Source organism: Halomonas sp. PGE1, assembly GCF_013000985.1.
Lineage (GTDB): Bacteria > Pseudomonadota > Gammaproteobacteria > Pseudomonadales > Halomonadaceae > Halomonas > Halomonas alkalicola.
This window is the reverse complement of record NZ_CP053032.1, coordinates 191,356-209,283: the sequence shown is the minus strand read 5'-3', so window position 1 is coordinate 209,283 and position 17,928 is coordinate 191,356. Positions and strand designations below refer to the sequence as shown.

Annotated in this window: 16 protein-coding genes and 1 other RNA gene; 10 read left to right on the top strand and 7 right to left on the bottom strand. The window is 71.2% G+C overall.

What is annotated here, in order from left to right:
• The first annotated feature begins 78 nt into the window (after positions 1-78).
• Positions 79-861, top strand: coding sequence for a glycosyltransferase family 2 protein (locus tag HIR79_RS01055; RefSeq protein WP_169956123.1), 783 nt, complete (start codon positions 79-81; stop codon positions 859-861).
• Here HIR79_RS01055 and HIR79_RS01050 read toward each other — a convergent pair.
• Complete coding sequence (locus tag HIR79_RS01050; protein WP_169956122.1) at positions 812-1,906, bottom strand: glycosyltransferase family 9 protein; 1,095 nt, start codon at positions 1,904-1,906, stop codon at positions 812-814. The two genes, HIR79_RS01055 and HIR79_RS01050, sit on opposite strands and share 50 nt — an antisense overlap.
• Before the next feature lie 38 nt (positions 1,907-1,944).
• On the opposite strand from HIR79_RS01050, the gene HIR79_RS01045 reads away from it, so the two are divergent.
• On the top strand, positions 1,945-3,093 hold the full coding sequence (locus tag HIR79_RS01045) for a glycosyltransferase family 4 protein (protein WP_249322212.1): 1,149 nt from the start codon (positions 1,945-1,947) through the stop codon (positions 3,091-3,093).
• On the opposite strand, the gene HIR79_RS01040 is transcribed toward HIR79_RS01045, so the two are convergent.
• The gene (locus HIR79_RS01040; protein ID WP_169956120.1) at positions 3,078-3,788 is read right to left on the bottom strand and encodes a 3-deoxy-D-manno-octulosonic acid kinase; all 711 of its coding nucleotides are present in this window, start codon (positions 3,786-3,788) and stop codon (positions 3,078-3,080) included. The genes HIR79_RS01045 and HIR79_RS01040 overlap by 16 nt on opposite strands.
• On the opposite strand from HIR79_RS01040, the gene HIR79_RS01035 reads away from it, so the two are divergent.
• The 3 genes from HIR79_RS01035 to waaA are packed head-to-tail and all read left to right on the top strand — an operon-like array spanning position 3,787 to position 7,611.
• The gene (locus tag HIR79_RS01035; RefSeq protein ID WP_169956118.1) at positions 3,787-4,890 is read left to right on the top strand and encodes a glycosyltransferase family 9 protein; all 1,104 of its coding nucleotides are present in this window, start codon (positions 3,787-3,789) and stop codon (positions 4,888-4,890) included. The genes HIR79_RS01040 and HIR79_RS01035 overlap by 2 nt on opposite strands.
• Entirely contained in the window at positions 4,880-6,310 is a 1,431-nt protein-coding gene (hldE, locus tag HIR79_RS01030; RefSeq protein ID WP_169956116.1) for a bifunctional D-glycero-beta-D-manno-heptose-7-phosphate kinase/D-glycero-beta-D-manno-heptose 1-phosphate adenylyltransferase HldE, read from the top strand. Before HIR79_RS01035 ends, hldE begins: the two co-directional genes overlap by 11 nt.
• Positions 6,310-7,611, top strand: coding sequence for a lipid IV(A) 3-deoxy-D-manno-octulosonic acid transferase (waaA, locus tag HIR79_RS01025; RefSeq protein ID WP_169956114.1), 1,302 nt, complete (start codon positions 6,310-6,312; stop codon positions 7,609-7,611). Before hldE ends, waaA begins: the two co-directional genes overlap by 1 nt.
• Positions 7,612-7,636: 25 nt before the next feature.
• On the opposite strand, the gene rpiA is transcribed toward waaA, so the two are convergent.
• Entirely contained in the window at positions 7,637-8,311 is a 675-nt protein-coding gene (gene rpiA, locus HIR79_RS01020) for a ribose-5-phosphate isomerase RpiA (protein WP_110069151.1), read from the bottom strand.
• A gap of 387 nt (positions 8,312-8,698) precedes the next feature.
• Between rpiA and ilvA the strand changes: the two genes are divergently transcribed.
• Positions 8,699-10,213: a threonine ammonia-lyase, biosynthetic gene (ilvA, locus tag HIR79_RS01015; protein WP_169956112.1), complete on the top strand. Its 1,515-nt coding sequence runs from the start codon at positions 8,699-8,701 to the stop codon at positions 10,211-10,213.
• A 342-nt stretch (positions 10,214-10,555) separates the two neighbouring features.
• On the opposite strand, the gene HIR79_RS01010 is transcribed toward ilvA, so the two are convergent.
• From HIR79_RS01010 to HIR79_RS01000, 3 genes are all read right to left on the bottom strand, one after another.
• Positions 10,556-11,188, bottom strand: a complete 633-nt coding sequence (locus HIR79_RS01010) for a 5-formyltetrahydrofolate cyclo-ligase (protein WP_169956110.1) — start codon at positions 11,186-11,188, stop codon at positions 10,556-10,558.
• Between the two features lie 20 nt (positions 11,189-11,208).
• A non-coding RNA gene (ssrS, locus tag HIR79_RS01005) (6S RNA) lies at positions 11,209-11,393 on the bottom strand.
• A gap of 53 nt (positions 11,394-11,446) precedes the next feature.
• Complete coding sequence (locus HIR79_RS01000; protein ID WP_119022317.1) at positions 11,447-11,746, bottom strand: cell division protein ZapA; 300 nt, start codon at positions 11,744-11,746, stop codon at positions 11,447-11,449.
• A 175-nt stretch (positions 11,747-11,921) separates the two neighbouring features.
• Between HIR79_RS01000 and HIR79_RS00995 the strand changes: the two genes are divergently transcribed.
• The 4 genes from HIR79_RS00995 (at position 11,922) to HIR79_RS00980 (ending at position 16,556) form a co-directional block, all read left to right on the top strand.
• A complete protein-coding gene (locus HIR79_RS00995; RefSeq protein ID WP_169956108.1) occupies positions 11,922-12,500 on the top strand; it encodes a UPF0149 family protein in 579 nt (192 codons plus the stop codon).
• Positions 12,501-12,550: 50 nt separating this feature from the next.
• Entirely contained in the window at positions 12,551-13,888 is a 1,338-nt protein-coding gene (gene pepP, locus HIR79_RS00990) for a Xaa-Pro aminopeptidase (RefSeq protein WP_169956106.1), read from the top strand.
• Between the two features lie 152 nt (positions 13,889-14,040).
• Positions 14,041-15,228, top strand: a complete 1,188-nt coding sequence (gene ubiH, locus HIR79_RS00985) for a 2-octaprenyl-6-methoxyphenyl hydroxylase (RefSeq protein ID WP_119022319.1) — start codon at positions 14,041-14,043, stop codon at positions 15,226-15,228.
• A gap of 26 nt (positions 15,229-15,254) precedes the next feature.
• The gene (locus HIR79_RS00980) at positions 15,255-16,556 is read left to right on the top strand and encodes a UbiH/UbiF/VisC/COQ6 family ubiquinone biosynthesis hydroxylase (RefSeq protein WP_283241848.1); all 1,302 of its coding nucleotides are present in this window, start codon (positions 15,255-15,257) and stop codon (positions 16,554-16,556) included.
• Positions 16,557-16,566: 10 nt separating this feature from the next.
• On the opposite strand, the gene HIR79_RS00975 is transcribed toward HIR79_RS00980, so the two are convergent.
• Positions 16,567-17,862, bottom strand: coding sequence for a S41 family peptidase (locus HIR79_RS00975; RefSeq protein ID WP_240407660.1), 1,296 nt, complete (start codon positions 17,860-17,862; stop codon positions 16,567-16,569).
• Positions 17,863-17,928: the final 66 nt, after the last annotated feature.

Genomic DNA, 17,928 nt, shown 5'->3' with positions numbered 1-17,928 from the left:
GCGCCGGCCAGCACATTGGTCCCGGGGTGACGGTCGCCGTACACTGGGCATCTGCCAAACCTCTGCCAAGGAAACGCCATGTCCATTGCCGCCGTGCTCATCGTCAAGAATGAGCAGGACCACCTGCCTGCCTGTCTGGAAAGCCTCGCCTGGGTCGATGAGATCGTGGTGGTGGATGCCGGCAGCACCGACAGGACCCGAGAGGTCGCGCGCGAGTTTACCGACAGGGTGGTGATGAAGGATGACTGGCAGGGATTCGGTGTCCAGCGACAGAGGGCGGAAGCCCTGGTGGAGAGCGACTGGATCCTGATGGTGGACGCCGACGAGCGGGTAACGCCGGAGCTGCGCGAGAGCCTGCAGGCCGCCGTGGCAAGGGATACCCTTGCGATCTATACCCTGCCGCGGCTCTCATGGTGCTTCGGTGGCTTCATTCGCCATTCCGGCTGGTACCCGGATCGGGTGGCGCGCCTCTACCCCCGGGGGCGTGCCGGCTACAACGAGGCCCTGGTCCACGAGAAGCTGGAAAACCCCGAGGGGCTGGCGGTGCGGCCTCTCGAGGGCGACCTGCTCCACTACACCTACCGCGACCTGCGCCACTACCTCGAGAAGTCTGCCCACTACGCCCAGGCCTGGGCCGAGCAGCGTGAGGCCCGCGGCAAGCGCGGCAGCCTCGCCGCGGGCATCGGCCACGGTATCGGCTGCTTCCTGCGCATGTACCTGCTCAAGGCGGGCTTCCTCGACGGCCGGCAGGGGCTGCTGCTGGCGCTGCTCTCGGCCCACTCCACCTTCGCCAAATACGCCGACCTGTGGATCAGGACCCGGACGTCACCGCCGCCGGAAGACGGCGCAAGAGATCGCTGATCGCCTCGGCCGCCGCGGGGATCTCGATCGTTGCCATGTCCTGCTCGCCGGCGCTGGCGGGCGGGCAGAAGGCGAGGCGGTGATCGGCGCGGTTGCAGGTCTGCCAGCGCAGGGGGGTGGCGGAGCGGTGGGCCGGGTAGAAACCGGCGGTGGCGAGATCCAGGCAGCCGGCGAGATGCAGCGGCCCGGTGGAGCCGGCGATGAAGAGATCCGCCGCCGCCAGCGTCCGGGCGAAGTCATCCAGGCCGGCCCGCGGCGGCAGGCGATGAACCTCGATGCCAGCTTCGCGCAGCGGGGCCAGGATCGCCTCGGCGGTGGCCTCCTCGCCGGGGCCGGCGGTCAGCACCCACTGGGCTCGCCGCGCCCCCTGCAGGCGGGCGTCCACCTCCTGCACCAGCCGCACATACTGCGCGGGGGAGAGGTTGACCGCCGAACCGCCGCTGCCTCCGTGCAGGAACACCCAGGGCCGCGTCGGGTCGAGCGCGAGCTCCTCGGCGAGGCGCTCGCGCTGGGCCCGGCGCTCGCCGTCCGGGAGGGGCCAGTAGGGAGGCTCGGGGGCGGTCCCCGAGGCAAGGCCGAGCTCGGTCAGCAGCGCCTCGGCCAGCTCGATGTTGTAGCGGTATTCCGGCTTTTCCGAGCGCGACCTGCGCTGCACCACCCTTCGGTTGTAGAATAGCTGCGCCCACTTGGTGGCCGGGGCCAGGCGCAGCGGAATGCCCGCACGCCACCCCAGCCAGCCGATACGCGGCGTGGAGAAGAGCGTGAGCAGCGCATCGAAGCGTGCCGCCTTCACCTCGGCCAGAAGGCGCCGGCGTTCGTGGCGGTCGGCCTTCTCGCCCGGATCGACCAGCACCCGGTCGACCCAGGGGCAGAGTCGCGCCATGGGCGCCGTGTAGGCCGGCACCAGCACGCTGACATGGGGGGTCGGGCGGGCCGCCTTGAGGCGGGCCAGCGCCGGCCACGCCAGCATGAAATCGCCAAGCTTGTCGTTGCGAACCACCAGCAGGCGCGAGGACGCGCCCGGGGCAGCGGAAGTAGCAGTCATCCGGGCTCCCGAGCCCCGAGATACCGAAGGAGTCAGCCTTGTCGCACAAGGTCCTGCATATCTGTCTCTCCAGCGGCTGGGGCGGACTGGAAATGTATCCGTCTCGGATTATACCCGAGCTGGCCCGCCAGGGGTGGCAGGCCCACGGCCTGGCCCTGGCCGGCTCCCGGGTCGCCGAGAGCTTCCGCGAGGCCGGCGTCGAGCCGCTAACCCTGGCCTCGAGGGGGCGGGCGCTGCTGGCCGTGGGGCGCGTGCTCGCCTACCTGAAGGCCCACGGGATCGAGGTGATCCACTGCCACAAGTCCAGCGACCTGCGCCTGGGGGCCCTGCTGGCTACCCTGCGGCCGTCGCTGCGCCTCTTCTTCACCGACCACATGGGGGTCACCCGGCCCAAGAAGGATCCCTACCATCGCTGGGCCTACGGGCGAGTGACCCGGCTCTTCTCCATCAGCGAGGCGACCCGCCAGCGCAACCTGGCGGCCTTCCCGCTGCCCGCCGAGCGCATCCGCCGCCTCTACCTGGGCATCGACCCCGCTCCCTATGCGCCATGCCTCGATGACGAGGCGCGCGCCGCTCTGCGCCGCGAGCTGGGGGTGCCCGAGGGGGCCGTGGCCATCGGCCTGCCGGGGCGGCTGACGCCGGGCAAGGGGCAGGAGGTGTGGATAGAGGCGCTGGCTCGCCTGGCCGAGACTCTGCCCGAGCTTGCCTGGCACGGGGTGCTGATCGGCGGCCTGACGGCGGGGGAGGGCAGCGACGAGGCCCATGTGGCGGCCCTGCGTCGGCGCATCGATGAGCTGGGGCTTGCGTCACGCATCGCCTTCACCGGCTTTCGCCGCGACCTGCCGCGGCTGTTCGTTGCGCTGGACATCGTCTGCGTGCCCTCGCGCAACGAGGCCTTCGGCCTGACGGTGATCGAGGCCATGGCGGCCGGCAAGGCGGTCATCGGCAGCGACAGCGGGGCGATTCCCGAACTGCTGGATGTCGAGACGGGGCGCCTGGCGCCCCCCGAGGACGCCGCGGCCTGGGCCGCCGCCCTGGCCGAGCTGGCCGATGACGCCGAGCTGCGCCAGCGCCTGGGGCAGGCGGCGCGGCACCGCGTCGAGGAAGACTTTACCCTGGCGGCCCACGTGGCCAGCCTGACCGAGGAGTATGCTGGCACGCTTGGAAAGGCTCAGCCCTCCCCGTAGCCCCGCCGGATCGGCGCCATGGCATCACCGGCGCCGAACTTCACCAGCGAGCGTTCGAGGCGTGCCAGGTTGGCGGCCTGCCAGGCGCCCTTCGGGCGCAGCCGGCAGCGGTCCAGGTCGATCAGCCAGATGCACTGTGCCTCATCCACCAGCAGGTTGCGGGCGTTGAGATCGACGTGGTCGAGGCCGGCGTCGTGGAAGCGGCGGATCGTCCGCCCCACCTCGGCGAGCAGCGCGTCGCCTGCCTGGCGAGCCTCGAGCCGCTCGGCCAGGGCACGGGCGCCGGGGAGGCGCTCGGTGATCAGGGTGGCCTCGTAGGTGAGGCCAAGGCGGGTGACGGCGGCGGCCACCGGGCGGGGCACCGGCAGGCCGCGTTCATGAAGGGCGGCGGTCAGGCGCAGTTCGCGGAAGGCGCGGGTCTGCTCGAGACCGGTCCACAGGTAGCGCTTTGCGCTGAGCCGGGCGATCAGGCCGCCGCGGCGGTAGGGGCGCAGCACCCACTCGTGGCCGCTGCCGGCGTCCAGGAAGAGGCTGGCGCCGCGCCCCGGCGCCTCGCCGGTGACTCGCCCCTGGCTCCGCCAGTGGTCGGGGTCGACGAGCTGCGGCCCGGGCGGCACTTCGGCCGCGGCGTCACATAAACGCGCCGCATCATATAGAATGAAAACCTTTCCCGCTCGACACGTTGCCAACCCCATGAAGCATCCTCTGCCTGCACAACCCCGACACATCGGCGTGCTGCGACTCTCCGCTCTGGGCGATGTCTGCAACCTGGTACCGACGGTTCGCGCCCTGCAGCGCCAGTGGCCCGAGGCGCGCATCACCTGGATCATCGGCAAGGGCGAGCACAGTCTACTGGCCGGCCTCTCCGGGGTCGAGTTCGTGGTCTACGACAAGGCCACCGGGCTTGCCGGCATGCGTGCGCTGTGGCGCGAGCTGGCCGACACCCGCTTCGACGTGCTGCTGCACATGCAGCAGGCGCTTCGCGCCAGCGTGCTCTCGCTCGGCCTCAAGGCCGGGGTGCGGGTGGGCTATGACAAGGCGCGCGCCAAGGATGCCCAGCACTGGTTCACCCATCGCCAGCTGGCGCCCCATCCCCGGGCCCACGTGCTGGACTCCTTCCTGGACTTCGCGCGCCTGCTGGGCGTGGAGGACCTCTCCCTGGCATGGGACCTGCCGGTGCCCGAGGCGGCCTATGACGAGGCCCTGGCGCTGACCGGTGACGCCCCCTACCTGCTGATGAGCCCCTGCGCCAACCCGCGGCTGCGCAACTTCCGCAACTGGTCTGCCGAGGGCTATGCGGCGGTGATCCAGCACGCCTGGCAGCAGCACGGCCTGCCGACGCTGCTCACCGGCGGCGGCAGCACCCAGGAGCGCGAGATGGGCGAGCGGATCCAGTCGTTGTGCGAGCCCGGCTCGGTGATCGATGCCATCGGTGGCACCTCGCTGAAGGGCCTGCTGGCGCTGATTGCCCGCGCCCGCGCCGTCATCGCCCCGGACTCCGGGCCGGTGCATATGGCCAATGCCATGGGCACGCCGGTGGTGGGGCTCTATGCCACCACCAACCCCGATCGCGCCGCCCCCTACTGCTGGCGGGAGTTCGTGGTCGATCGCTACCCGGATGCCGTGCGCAGCTACCTGCACAAGTCCCTGGAGGAGATCCCCTGGGGACAGCGGGTGCGCCACCCCGACGCCATGTCGCTGATCCACGCCGAGGATGTGATCGAGCGCCTGGAGGCGGTGCTCGACCACGCCGCCGCCACCCACCCGGAAAGGGAGCTTCCCGACGATGAAACTTGATCTGACCGCCCTGGAGCGCTCACGCCTGCTGGTGGTGGGCGACGTCATGCTCGACCGCTACTGGCACGGTGGCACCTCGCGGATCTCCCCCGAGGCGCCGGTGCCGGTGGTGCGGGTCGAGCAGAGCGAGGACCGCCCCGGCGGCGCCGCCAACGTGGCGCTCAATATCGCCTCCCTGGGCGCCCGTGCGGCCCTGGCAGGCCTGGTGGGGGATGACGACAACGCCGACCGCCTGGTGTCCCGCCTGGAAGATGCCGGAGTGGGCACTCACTTCGCCAGGAGCCCCGGCATTCCCACCATCACCAAGCTCAGGGTGATGAGCCGCAACCAGCAGCTGATCCGCCTCGATTTCGAGGAGGGGCTCGGCGAGGTAGATACCTCGGCGCTGCTGGCGCGGGTGGAAGAGGCGCTGCCCGAGGCGGACCTCGTCATCCTCTCCGACTACGGCAAGGGCACCCTGAACCGCGTCCAGGAGCTGATCCGCCTGGTGCGTGCCAGCGGCAAGCGGGTGCTGGTGGACCCCAAGGGCAGCGACTTCTCCCGCTACCGCGGGGCCAGCGTGATCACCCCCAACCTGGCGGAGTTCGAGGCGGTGGTGGGCCACTGCCGCGACGACGCCGAGCTGGCCGAGCGTGGCGAGGCGCTGCGCGCCGATCTGGAGCTCGAGGCGCTCTTGATCACCCGCAGCGAGAAGGGCATGACCCTGATCCGCGAGGGGCACGAGCCGCTGCACCTGCCGACCCGGGCCCGTGAGGTCTACGACGTCACCGGCGCCGGCGACACCGTGATCGGGGTGCTGGGCCTGGCCCTGGCCGCCGGCCACGCCTTCCCCGAGGCGATGACCCTGGCCAACCTGGCCGCCGGCCTGGTGGTGGCCAAGCAGGGCACCGCGACCCTCTCCATCGCCGAGCTCTATACCGCCCTGCACGGCGACAAGCTGGCGGAGTTCGGGGTGATTGAGGAGGCGCCGCTGACCGAGGCGGTACGCGCCGCCCAGGCCCGCGGCGAGCGGGTGGTGATGACCAACGGCTGCTTCGATATCCTGCACGCCGGCCATGTGGCCTACCTGGAGCAGGCCCGCAAGCTGGGCGACCGACTGATCGTGGCGGTCAACGACGACGCCTCCATCGCGCGCCTCAAGGGGCCCAAGCGCCCCATCAACCCCCTGGCCCGGCGCATGCAGGTGCTGGCGGGCTTGGGCGCCGTGGACTGGGTGGTGCCCTTCGCCGAGGACACGCCCCAGCGGCTGATCGAGGCGGTGCTGCCCGACGTGCTGGTCAAGGGGGGCGACTACCGCCCCGAGCAGATCGCCGGCGGTGCCGCGGTGCGCGAGGCCGGCGGTGAGGTCCGGGTGCTCGGCTTCGAGGATGGCGTCTCCACCACGGCGATGATCTCCACCATCCTCGACCGCGAGACCTGATGGGCTGGGCCCGGGGGCTCTACTCGGCGGCGCTGCATCTGCTGTCACCGCTGATCTGGCGGCGCATCCGCCGTGAGCATGCGCTCACTGACGCCCGCGGGGAGGGCGGCGAGAGTCCCCGGGCCCTGCGCCTGGGGCGCATTCCCGAGACGCCGCCCGGCGAGCCCATGCTGTGGCTGCACTGTGCCTCCGTGGGCGAGGTGCTGGCGGCCCGCCCGCTGATCGAGGCGCTGCTCTCGCGCTACCCCGGGCATCGCCTGACCCTCACCACCATGACCGCCACCGGCGCCGAGCGCGCCCGGGCCCTGGCGGCGGCCCGCGACGACGACCGCCTCGTCCACCGCTTCGTGCCGCTGGACTTTCCCGGCGCCGCGGCGCGCTTCGTCACCCGGCTGCGGCCGGCGCTGGCGCTCTTCTTCGAGACCGAGCTGTGGCCCAACCTGCTGGCTGCCTGCCGGCGCCAGGGGGTGCCGGTGACGGTGGTCAATGGCCGGCTCTCGCCCAGGGCCTTCCGCGGCTACCGCCGCCTGCGCCCCCTGATGCGCGAGGCGCTGGCCTGCGTCGACTGGCTGGCGGCCAAGTCGAGAGCCGATGCCGAACGCTTTCTCGAGCTGGGCATGGCCGAGGCGCGCACGACGGTAGTGGGCTCGCTAAAGTTCGATATCGCCCTCGATGACAAGGCTCTCGAGGTGAGTGAGCGCTTGCGCACCCGGTTCGGTGAGCGCCCGATGTGGGTGGCCGGTTCCACCCACGAGGGCGAGGAGACGGCGCTGCTGGCCGCCCATGCGCGACTCCGCGAGGTTCTTCCCGAGGCGCTGCTGGTGCTGGTGCCGCGCCATCCCCAGCGCTTCGATGGCGTGGCGGCGCTCTGCGAGCAGGCGGGCATGCCCGCGGCGCGCCGCTCCCGGGACGAGTGGCCCACGGCCACCTCGGCCGTTTACCTGGGCGACACCATGGGGGAGCTGCTGGCGTTCTATGGCGCGGCGGATCTCGCCTTCGTGGGGGGCAGCCTGGTGCCGATCGGCGGCCACAACCTGCTGGAGCCGGCCGCCCTCGGCGTGCCGGTGCTCACGGGGCCTGCGCTTGCCAACTTCGCGGAGGTGGCCGAGGTGCTGCGCGAGGCCGAGGCCCTGGTAGAGGCGGCCGATGAGGCGGCGCTGGCCGCCGCCCTGGCGGCGCTCTTCGCCGACCCCGCCGAGCGGCGCCGGCTCGGCGAGGCGGGCCGCGCCGTGGTGGCGGCCAACCGCGGGGCGCTGGCGCGCACCCTCGAGGGCCTGGCGCGGCTGCTGCCGACGAAGTGAGGGCTCGCTTCGCCGTCGGGGCAGGTCAGGCGGGGGTCAGTCGCTCCACGCCGTGCTCGGTTCCCAGCAGCAGCACGTCGGCGCCGCGGGCGGCGAACAGGCCGTTGGTGACCACGCCGACGATGGCGTTGATCCTGGCCTCCATGGCCACCGGGTCGTCGATCATGAACTCGAAGCAGTCGATGATCTGGTTGCCGTTGTCGGTGACCACCCCCTCGCGATAGACCGGATCGGCGCCCAGCTTGACCAGCTCCCGGGCCACGTAGGAGCGCGCCATGGGAATCACCTCCACCGGCAGCGGGAACTCGCCCAGCCGCTCGACCTTCTTGGAGGCATCGGCGATGCAGATGAACCTCTCCGCGCAGGCGGCGACGATCTTCTCCCGGGTCAGGGCCGCGCCGCCGCCCTTGATCATGTGCAGGTGAGCGTTCACTTCGTCGGCACCGTCGATGTAAAAGGGCACGGTGCCGACGCTGTTGAGCTCGAACACCTCGATGCCGTGGCCGCGCAGGCGCTCGGCGCTGGCCTCGGAGCTCGCCACGGCGCCCTTGAAGTCGTCGCGCAGGGCGGCCAGCCGGTCGATGAACAGGTTGGCGGTGGAGCCGGTGCCGATGCCGAGCACGGTGCTGCGCGAAAGCCAGGGCTTGATCTCGTCGATGGCGGCCGCGGCCACGGCGTCCTTCAGCTGATCCTGGGTCAGGCCGGCCTGGGTCATGGGTCGCTCTCCTTGGGTGGGGTGAATCGGCGGAATGGATGGGCGGGAAGTCGGGCGCCATTATAGGCCAGCGAGGCCCGTCTGCCGATCAGGGCCATCGAAGTTGGCAGTGCCGCTCAAGGCTGTTCCGGTGACAGGCCCTCGAGGGGGCGCTACGAGTACTTCCCTGTAGGCTACCTCGGCCATCCCTGGTCCTCGGACCCCCTCTCCGACCTGTCCCCGGCGCCTTTCGCTCTCACCCTATCGGTAATTGCGGTAGCCCAGCCAGCCATGGCGCCGCTGGACGCCAGGCCGGCCGGGATGCTACCAATAGGGGTTCTCTGCAGTGCAGCAACCGTCTGGCGCCCCGCGTCACGCCTCTGGGATATCAGGATGCTCGAAGCTACCGTCAAGAAGATTCTCCAGGCCCGGGTCTACGAAGCCGCCCGGGAAACGCCGATCTCCCCGGCACCCTTCCTCTCCCGTCGCTTCAACAACACCATCCTGATCAAGCGCGAGGACCTCCAGCCGGTCTATTCCTTCAAGATTCGCGGCGCCTACAACAAGATGGCCCAGCTCAGCGAGGCCCAGAAGGCCAGGGGCGTGATCGCGGCGTCCGCCGGCAATCATGCCCAGGGCCTGGCCATGGCCGCCAAGCTGATGGGCGTCAAGGCGGTGATCGTGATGCCGCGCATCACGCCGGAGATCAAGGTCCAGGCGGTGCGAGCCCGCGGGGCCAAGGTGGTGCTCAAGGGCGATGCCTTCGCCGCGGCCGCCGAGCACGCCCAGGAGCTGATCAAGGAGCACGGCTACACCTATATCCCGCCCTTCGACGATATCGACGTGATCGCCGGTCAGGGCACCGTGGCCGTGGAGGTCCTGCGCCAGCACGCGGGCCGCCTGGACGCCATCTTCGTGCCGGTGGGCGGCGGCGGCCTGATCGCCGGGGTGGCCGCCTATGTGAAGTACCTACGCCCGGACATCAAGGTGATCGGCGTCGAGGCCGAGGACAGCGCCTGCCTGAAGGCGGCCATGGAGGCCGGGCGGCGAGTGACCCTGGGGCAGGTCGGCGTCTTCGCCGAGGGGGTGGCCGTGGCGCAGATCGGCAAGGTGCCCTTCTCCATCGTCCGCGACCTGATCGACGACGTCATCACCGTCAACACCGACGAGATGTGTGCCGCGGTGAAGGATATCTTCGAGGATACCCGGGCGGTCTCGGAGACCTCCGGCGCCCTGTCCCTGGCGGGCCTCAAGAAGTACATCCAGCAGACCGGCGCCGAAGGGCAGACCCTGCTGTGCATCAACTCCGGCGCCAACACCAACTTCGACCGCCTGCAGCATATCGCCGAGCGCACCGAACTGGGCGAGCAGCGCGAGGCGATCCTCGCGGTGACCATTCCCGAGCAGCCGGGCAGCTTCAAGAAATTCTGCAAGACCATCGGCAAGCGCATGGTCACCGAGTTCAACTACCGCTATGCCGACCCCGAGAACGCCCATATCTTCGTCGGCGTCCAGGTCAAACCGGGCGGCGAGGATCGCCAGGCGGTGATCGACCGCCTGCGGGAGGCGGGCTACCCGGTGGAGGACCTCACCGACAACGAGCTCGCCAAGCTGCATATCCGCCACCTGGGCGGCGGCCGGCCGAAGGAGCACTTCGACGAGGAGGTCTACCGCTTCGAATTCCCGGAGCGCCCGGGCGCGCTGATGAACTTCCTGACCCACCTGCCCCACGACTGGAACATCTCGCTGTTCCACTACCGCAACCATGGTGCCGCCTACGGCCGGGTGCTGGTCGGCATGCAGATCCCCAACGGTGACCGCACCCACGTGAAGGAGCACTTCGACGAGATCGGCTATCGCTACTGGAAGGAGACGGACAACGCCGCCTACCGGCTGTTCATGGCCTGACCGGGTGTCCCGGTGGGGTAAGTGCTGACTCGCGCCCTGTGCCACGGCAGCCGGGTGTTTCAATCTGTAAGCGTTGGGTAAGGACGGTTGTGGTGAGGGCCGGATGGCCCTATAGTCACGCCCAGTTCCACCCCCCTACGGAGTCGATGATGAAGCGCAAGCCCGATCTGGTCATGGCACTGGTGCTGCTGTTCTGTATCGGCCTCGTGGCGACCGGCTACGCCCAGGCGCTCGCGGGCAGCTGAGCCCGGCGAGGCGGCCGACAGCGCCATGACCAGAGAACGATAGCGAACGGGGCGATGCCGAGAGGCATCGCCCCGTTCGTCGTGTTGGGCGTGGGTATCAGGGCCGAATGACCCGGGCGTCGCTGACAATGGCGTCCAGCGGCACGTCCCAGGGCTCCACCGGCAGGGAGGCGACCCGCTGGCACTCGTGGGCCAGGCCGACCAGCCTTGGCCGCGGGCCGGGGCGGCGGGTGAAGGCCAGGCTGCGGTCGTAGAAGCCGCCGCCCATGCCCATGCGCTGCCCCTCCTCGTCGAAGCCCACCAGCGGCAGCAGGATCAGGTCCAGGGCCCAGGCGGGCAGGCGCCGGGCGCGATGGGCGCCATGGCGGGTCTCGGGCTCCGGGATGCCGTAGCGATTGGTCGCCATGGGGGTGTCGGGGTGGTAGTGCACGAACCACAGCCGGTTGCGCGAGAGTGGACGCAGCACCGGCAGGTGGACGCGGGCGCCGCGACGACGCAGCCAGCCGATGAGCGGCGTGGGGTCGATCTCGGCATCGTTGGGCAGGTAGAGGGCGACCCGCCGGGCGCGCTGGACCTCCGGCAGCCGGCGCAGCCGGCGGCACAGGCGTTGGCTGGCGGCCTGGCGCTGCTCTGGGGTCAGGGCACGACGACGTCGACGCAGCTCGCGGCGCAGGGCCTGGCGAGAACCGTCGAAGGATTCGAGAAGAAGGGGTGCGGCTGGTGTCGTCATGAGGTGGGTCATGGCAGACGAGGTTCCCCAGAGTGCCGCTGTCGTTCTGGCCCTTGAACCCAGTGGTTCAAGGTGGGTGGCCGCAGCCGAACCGTCAGGCTTTCCGACGCACGGACATGCACACGGGTCCGGCTAGCATATGGCCCCCTGGGTACTGCGCATAGGCTCGAGGGACGATAACGACTGGCAAACACCCCAGGGAACACCTTCATCCTACCAGAGCCACTGGGAGTGGCCAACGGATTCTGCAGCGGGCGCTCAGCGCTGGGGGGCATCGGCCAGAGCGCGCTCCAGGCGGGCACTCAGCGTGTCCAGGTGACGCTCGCTGGCGCGCTGGGTGTCCAGTGCCTCGAGAAGTTCGTTGGCGATGTTGAGGGCCGCCATGATGGCGATCCGCTCGGTGCCAAGCAGGTTGTTCTGGGCGTGGATGCCGCCCATGGCGCGGTCCAGGTAGCGGGCGGCGCGCTCCAGCTTGTCCTGCTCGTCGGGCGGGCAGGCAATGATGTAGCTGCGCCCCAGCAGGGTGATATCGGTGGTCGGACGCGAGGCGTCGGTCATCGGAAGGCTCCGGGTCGGCCTGCCGGGAGAGCTGCCGCGCGCCCCGGTGGCCCGATGCGTTAACATCCATGGCAGGAAAGGTTTCGGACCTCACTATAAGAGAGCCCTTCCGGGGCGGTCAACGCGCCGCCCCCGGCGAGGCTCTTTCTTGCCCGCACCCGTCACGGATCATCTCATGTCACTGATCAACGAACGCCAGGACTTCTCCACCATCGCCGACCTCTTTCTGCTCCACGGCAGCATGCAGTCGCCGGCCTTCCTGGATGGCCGCCTGTGTGCTGGCCTGGCCATGCACGACCTCTCCGCCGAGGCCTGGCTCGAGGAGGTCTGCCTGGCACTGGGCGTCGAGCAGCCCCGCGACGAGCCCAGTGCCGAACGCTTCCTCGGCTGGCGGCGCCAGACCCTCGACGCCCTGGCCGGCAGCGAGCTCGTCTTCGAGCCGCTGCTGCCCGACGACCTCTTCTCCCTGGCCGAGCGCGCCCGGGGGCTCCAGGAGTGGACCCTGGGCTTCCTGGAGGTGGTCAGGGACGCCGGTGACGGCCCCCGCGAGGCCTGGTCGCCTGCCCTGCGTGAAGCCCTCGACGACCTGGCCTCCGTGGCTGCCATGGAGGTCGAGCTCGAGGAGAGCGCCGAGAACGAGGGGGACCTCTTCGCCCTCACCGAACATGTCCGCATGGCCGCCATGCTGCTCTACACCGAGCAGCATCCCGGCAGGCCCCAGGTCGAGGATGCCGGGGACGACACCCGCCACTGACCCTGTGCCTGCCTGAGTCCAGCCGCCGACCCCCATCCAGAGGAGCCTCCATGCTGCCCGAGATCCTGCCCCGCCCTGCCCCCATCACCAACGATGAGTACCTGGCGCGGCGCCGCGCCCTGATGGCGGCGCTGCCCGCCGACAGCGCCGTGCTGCTGCCCGGTGCCTCCCTGGTCACCCGCTCCCGGGACAGCGAGTTTCCCTTCCGCCAGCACAGCGACTTCCACTACCTGACGGGATTCCCGGAGCCCGATGCCCTGCTGGTGCTGCTGCCGGGGCGCCCCGAGGGCGAGAGCGTGCTCTTCTGCCAGGATCGCAATCCGCTGATGGAGGCCTGGACCGGCATCCGGCTGGGCGCCGAGGGTGCAGTGCGCGAGCACGCGGTGGACCAGGCCTTCGAGAACGCCGAGCGCGACGAGCGGCTCGAGGCGATGCTGGACGGCCGTCGCACCCTCTACCTGCCCCTGGACAGCCCCGAGGCCATGGCCATCGCCGAGGAGGTGCGCGGCGCCCTGGCGGCCAGGGTCCGCCAGGGCGCTTCGCCCCCGGCGGCGCTGGCGGACGTGGCGCCGCTGCTCCACGAGGCGCGGCTGATCAAGAGCGAGGCGGAGCTCGCGCTGCTGCGCCATGCCGCACGGATCTCCGCTAGGGCCCATGTGCGGGCCATGCGCACGGCGCGCCCGGGGCTCGCCGAGTACCACCTCCAGGCCGAGCTGGAGCACGAGTTCCGCTGGCAGGGCGGCAGCGGGCCGGCCTACGCCAGCATCGTCGGTGGCGGCGCCAATGCCTGTGTGCTGCACTACATCGAGAACCGCGCCCTGCTGCGGGACGGCGACCTGGTGCTGATCGACGCCGGCGCCGAGTTCGACCTCTATGCCGGCGACATCACCCGCACCTTCCCGGTGAACGGCCGCTTCAGCGAGGCCCAGCGCGCCCTCTATGCCCTGGTGCTGGGGGTTCAGGAGCGGGCCGTGGCGGCGATCGCGCCCGGGGTGACCCTGGCCGAGCTCCACGAGGGCGTGGTGCGGGGCCTCACCGAGGGGCTGATCGGCCTGGGGCTGCTCGAGGGCGAGGTGCAGGCGCGCATCGATGACGAGAGCTACCGGCGCTTCTACCTGCACTCCACCTCCCACTGGCTGGGGCTCGACGTCCATGACGTGGGCGGCTACCGCCAGGCGGGGGAGCCGCGTTCCCTGGTGCCGGGCATGGTGCTGACCGTGGAGCCCGGTCTCTACGTTCCCGACGATGAGGATATTCCCGCCGCCTTCCGCGGCATCGGCATCCGCATCGAGGACGATGTGGCGGTCACCGCCGGCGGGCATGAGGTGCTAACCGCCGGAGTGCCTAAGGGAATCGACGAGATCGAGGCGCTGATGGCGGCAGAGTGATCGCCACAAAAGCCATCGAATTCAACATTATGTAATTTACATTACGAAATATCCTGCTCGGAGATGCCGTGAATCAACCCCGATCCTCAGCTCGCCCTGGCCGGGCGGGCGACCCGGAGGCCGTCCCGGGCGGCGCCCGGACCCCGCGTCGCGTGGATATCGCCATCGTCGGCGGCGGCCTGGTGGGGGCCAGCCTGGCCTGCGCCCTGGTGCCCATGATCGAACGGGCCGGCCTGTCGGTGGCGGTGATCGAGGCCGCCCCGATCCGCGAGATGGCCGACGCCCCCTTCCAGCCCAGCTTCGATGCCCGGGCCAGCGCCATCGCCCAGGGGTCGGCGGAGCACTTCGCCGGCATGGGGCTGTGGCCGGCCCTGGCCGAGCACGCCGCGCCGATCCGGCGTATCCACGTCAGCGAACGCGGCCGCTTCGGGGCGACCCGGCTCACCAGCGAGGAGCTGGGGGTGGCCGCCCTGGGGCATGTGATTCCCAATGCCTGGATGGGGAAGGTGCTGCATCGGCGCCTGGCCGAGCTGCCCATCGCCTGGCACTGTCCGGCCAGGGTGGAGGAGATCGAGCCGACGTCCGGCGGCCACCGCCTCACCCTCTCCGACGGGGAGCGCCTCGAGGCCGGGCTCACCGTGCTGGCCGACGGCGGCCGCTCGGGGCTCAAGGAGCGGCTCGGCATCGAGAGCGACAGCCACCCCTACGACCAGGTGGCGCTGATCACCAGCGTCGAGCTGAGCCGGCCCCACGACGGGGAGGCCTGGGAGCGCTTCACCCCGGAGGGCCCCATCGCCCTGCTGCCGCTGCGCGGCCAGGCCATGGAGCTGGTCTGGACCCACCCGCTGGGCGCCGAGCAGCGCCGGCTGGCCCTCGGCGACGGCGACTTCCTGGCCGAGCTGCAGCGGGCCTTCTGCGACCGCGCCGGACGGTTCCGGCGGGTGGGGAGCCGCCATGCCTATCCGCTGAGCCTGGTGACCGCTCGCGAGACCACGCGCCCGGGCCTGGCGGTGCTGGGCAACGCGGCCCATGCGCTGCATCCGGTGGCGGGGCAGGGCTTCAACCTGGCGCTGCGCGGGGTGATGGACCTGGTGGCCGCCATGGAGGCCGGCCGGCAGCGCGGCGAGGCGCCGGGCAGCGCCGGGGTGCTGGCCGACTTCGAGGCGCGCCGCCACGCCGACCGTCACAACGTGGTCCGGTTCAGCGATGGCCTGGTGCGGCTGTTCGGCATCGAGAGCGCGCTGCTCTCCCATGCCCGGGCGGCGGGGCTGATCGGCCTCAACCTGGCCGGCCCGCTGCGCCGCGGCCTGGCACGGCGCGCCATGGGGCTGGAACGCTAGAGGAGATACATCATGAGGAAGCGACCATGAGTGCAGTGGGCAAGGAGCGGCCGATGGAGGCGAGTGCGGAGCCTCAGGGCCACGACGAACGACCGGCGGGCGTCGCGGAGCACGCCGAGGTGGTGGTGGTCGGGGCCGGCATGGTCGGGGCGGCCCTGGCCTGCCTGCTGGGCCAGGCGGGTGTCGAGGTGGCCCTGGTGGACGCCCGCGAGTCGCTGCTGGACCACGAGGCGGTGGGGCGTGGGCAGCCCGGCATGCGGGTCAGCGCGCTGACGCCGGTCTCCCAGCGGCTGCTGGAGCGGCTCGGCGCCTGGGAGTGGATGGCGGCGCGTCGCATCAGCCCCTACCGGTTCATGCAGGTGTGGGACGCCGAGGGCAGCGGCGAGGTGAGCTTCTCCGCCGAGCAGGCCGGGGTGGCGAAGCTGGGCCATATCGTCGAGAACGACGTGACCCAGGCCGCCCTGGAGCGGCGCCTGGTGGCGCTGCCCTCGGTGCGGCTGCTGCTGGGTGCCCGGGTGACCGGCTTGACGGACGCCGAGGGGGGGCGGTGCGTGCACCTGGCGGATGGCCGCCGTCTGGTGGCCCCCCTGGTGGTGGCCGCCGATGGCGCCCGCTCACCGCTGCGCGAGCTCGCCGGCATCGAGACCCGCCAGCGCGATACCGGCCACCGGGCAATGGTGACCACGGTGAAGGTGGCGCGGCCCCACGGCGAGGTGGCCCGTCAGGCCTTCCTGCCTACCGGTCCCCTGGCCTTCCTGCCGCTGCGCCTGAACGGCGAGTCTGACCACTGCTCCATCGTCTGGTCCACCTCGCCGGAGGAGGCCGAGCGGCTGCTGGGCCTGGCGCCCGAGGCGCTGGGGGAGGCGCTTGCGGCGGCCATCGGCCATCGCCTGGGCGAGGTGACGGTGGTGGACCGCGCGGTGGCCTTCCCGCTGGTGCAGCGCCATGCCGAGCGCTATGTGCTGCCGGGGCTGGCGCTGGTGGGGGATGCCGCCCACAGCATTCACCCCCTGGCGGGCCAGGGGGTGAACCTCGGGCTGATGGATGCGGCGGTGCTGGCGGAGGAGCTGCTGGCGGCGCGGCGACGCGGCGCGGCGCTGGGCGATGAGCGGGTCCTGGCCCGCTATGCGCGGCGCCGGCGCGGCGACAACGCCGGCATGCTGGCGCTGATGGATGGCTTCCGGCTGCTGTTCGGTGCGCGCCACCCGGCGCTGGCGCTGGCCCGCAACCTGGGCATGGGCGCCGTGGACCGGCTTACCCCGCTCAAGCGCCTGCTGCTGCAGCAGGCGACGGGGCATCGGGGACGGCTGCCTAGGACATGCCGCTGATGGAGCCGGCCTAGCGCCGGCTCAACACATTGAGCGCCTTGAGCAGGTTGAGCGCCTCGCCGAGCTGGTAGTCCTCGCGCAGGCGCTCGCTGAGCTCGGCGCGCTCCCGCGGCGCGTCGCGGGAGCGCAGGTGCCCCTCGAGGTCCGCCTCGCGCACCTCGCGGCCCGTCTCCGTGACCTCCACCCGGCCGCGCACCACCTCCACGTCGGGCTCGATGCCCTGGGCCTGGATGGAGCGGCCGTTGGGGGTGTAGTAGAGCGCCGTGGTGAGCTTGAGCCCCTCGCCGTTGCCCAGCGGCATGATCTGCTGCACCGAGCCCTTGCCGAAGCTCTCGGTGCCCATCACCACCGCCCGGCGCTGGTCCTGCAGGGCGCCGGCGACGATCTCCGCCGCCGAGGCGCTGCCGCCGTTGATCAGCACCACCAGGGGCACCTCCGGTGCCGCGCTGCCCGGGCTGGCGCTGAACTGCATCTCGGTGTCCGGCAGGCGCCCCTCGGTATAGACGATCAGGCCGCTATCGAGGAAGGCGTCGGCGACGCCCACCGCCGCCTGCAGCACCCCGCCGGGATTGTTGCGCAGGTCGAGCACCAGGCCGCTCAGCGGCGCCTCGCGCTCCAGGCGGCGAATCTGCTCGGCGACCTGGTCGCCGGTGCGGGTCTGGAACTGGCTGACGCGCAGGTAGCCGTAGCCCGGCTCCAAAAGCTCGCTGCGCACGCTCTCGGTGCGGATCACCTCGCGGGTCAGGGTGACGGTGCGCGGCGAGCTCTCGCCGCGGCGCAGGATGGTGAGCTCGATGCGGGTGCCCGGCTCGCCGCGCATCAGGTTGACCGCCTCCTGCAGCGAGAGGCGCTCGGTGGGGGTGTCGTCGATGCTCAGGATCTGGTCGCGGGCCTGCAGGCCGGCGCGGGAGGCCGGGGTGTCATCGATGGGGGTGATCACCGTCAGCTGGCCGTCCTCCAGCCCCACCTCGATGCCGATCCCGCCGAACTCGCCCTGGGTCGACTCGCGCAGGCTCTGGAACTGCTCGCGATCCAGGAAGGCGGAGTGGGGGTCGAGCTCGCTGAGCATGCCGCGCATGGCGTTGCGCAGCAGGGTGGCATCGTCCACCTCCTCCACGTAGGCGCGCTTGATGCGCTCGAACACCTCGGCGAAGGTCTGGATCTCCTCCACCGGCAGGTCGTCATTCACCGCGCTCACGGCGGGCAGGGGGAGCGCCAGCAGGGCGACGGGCAGCAGCGAGGCCAGCAGGCGTCGCGGCGAGAGGGCGAGGCCGGCCCTGCCAGGCATGGGAAGCGCTGGGGTCATGCGATCTCCGCTGTTCCGGGACGGTAGGGAGCCAGCATAGCCCGGCGGCCCCGGGCAGGGAAATAG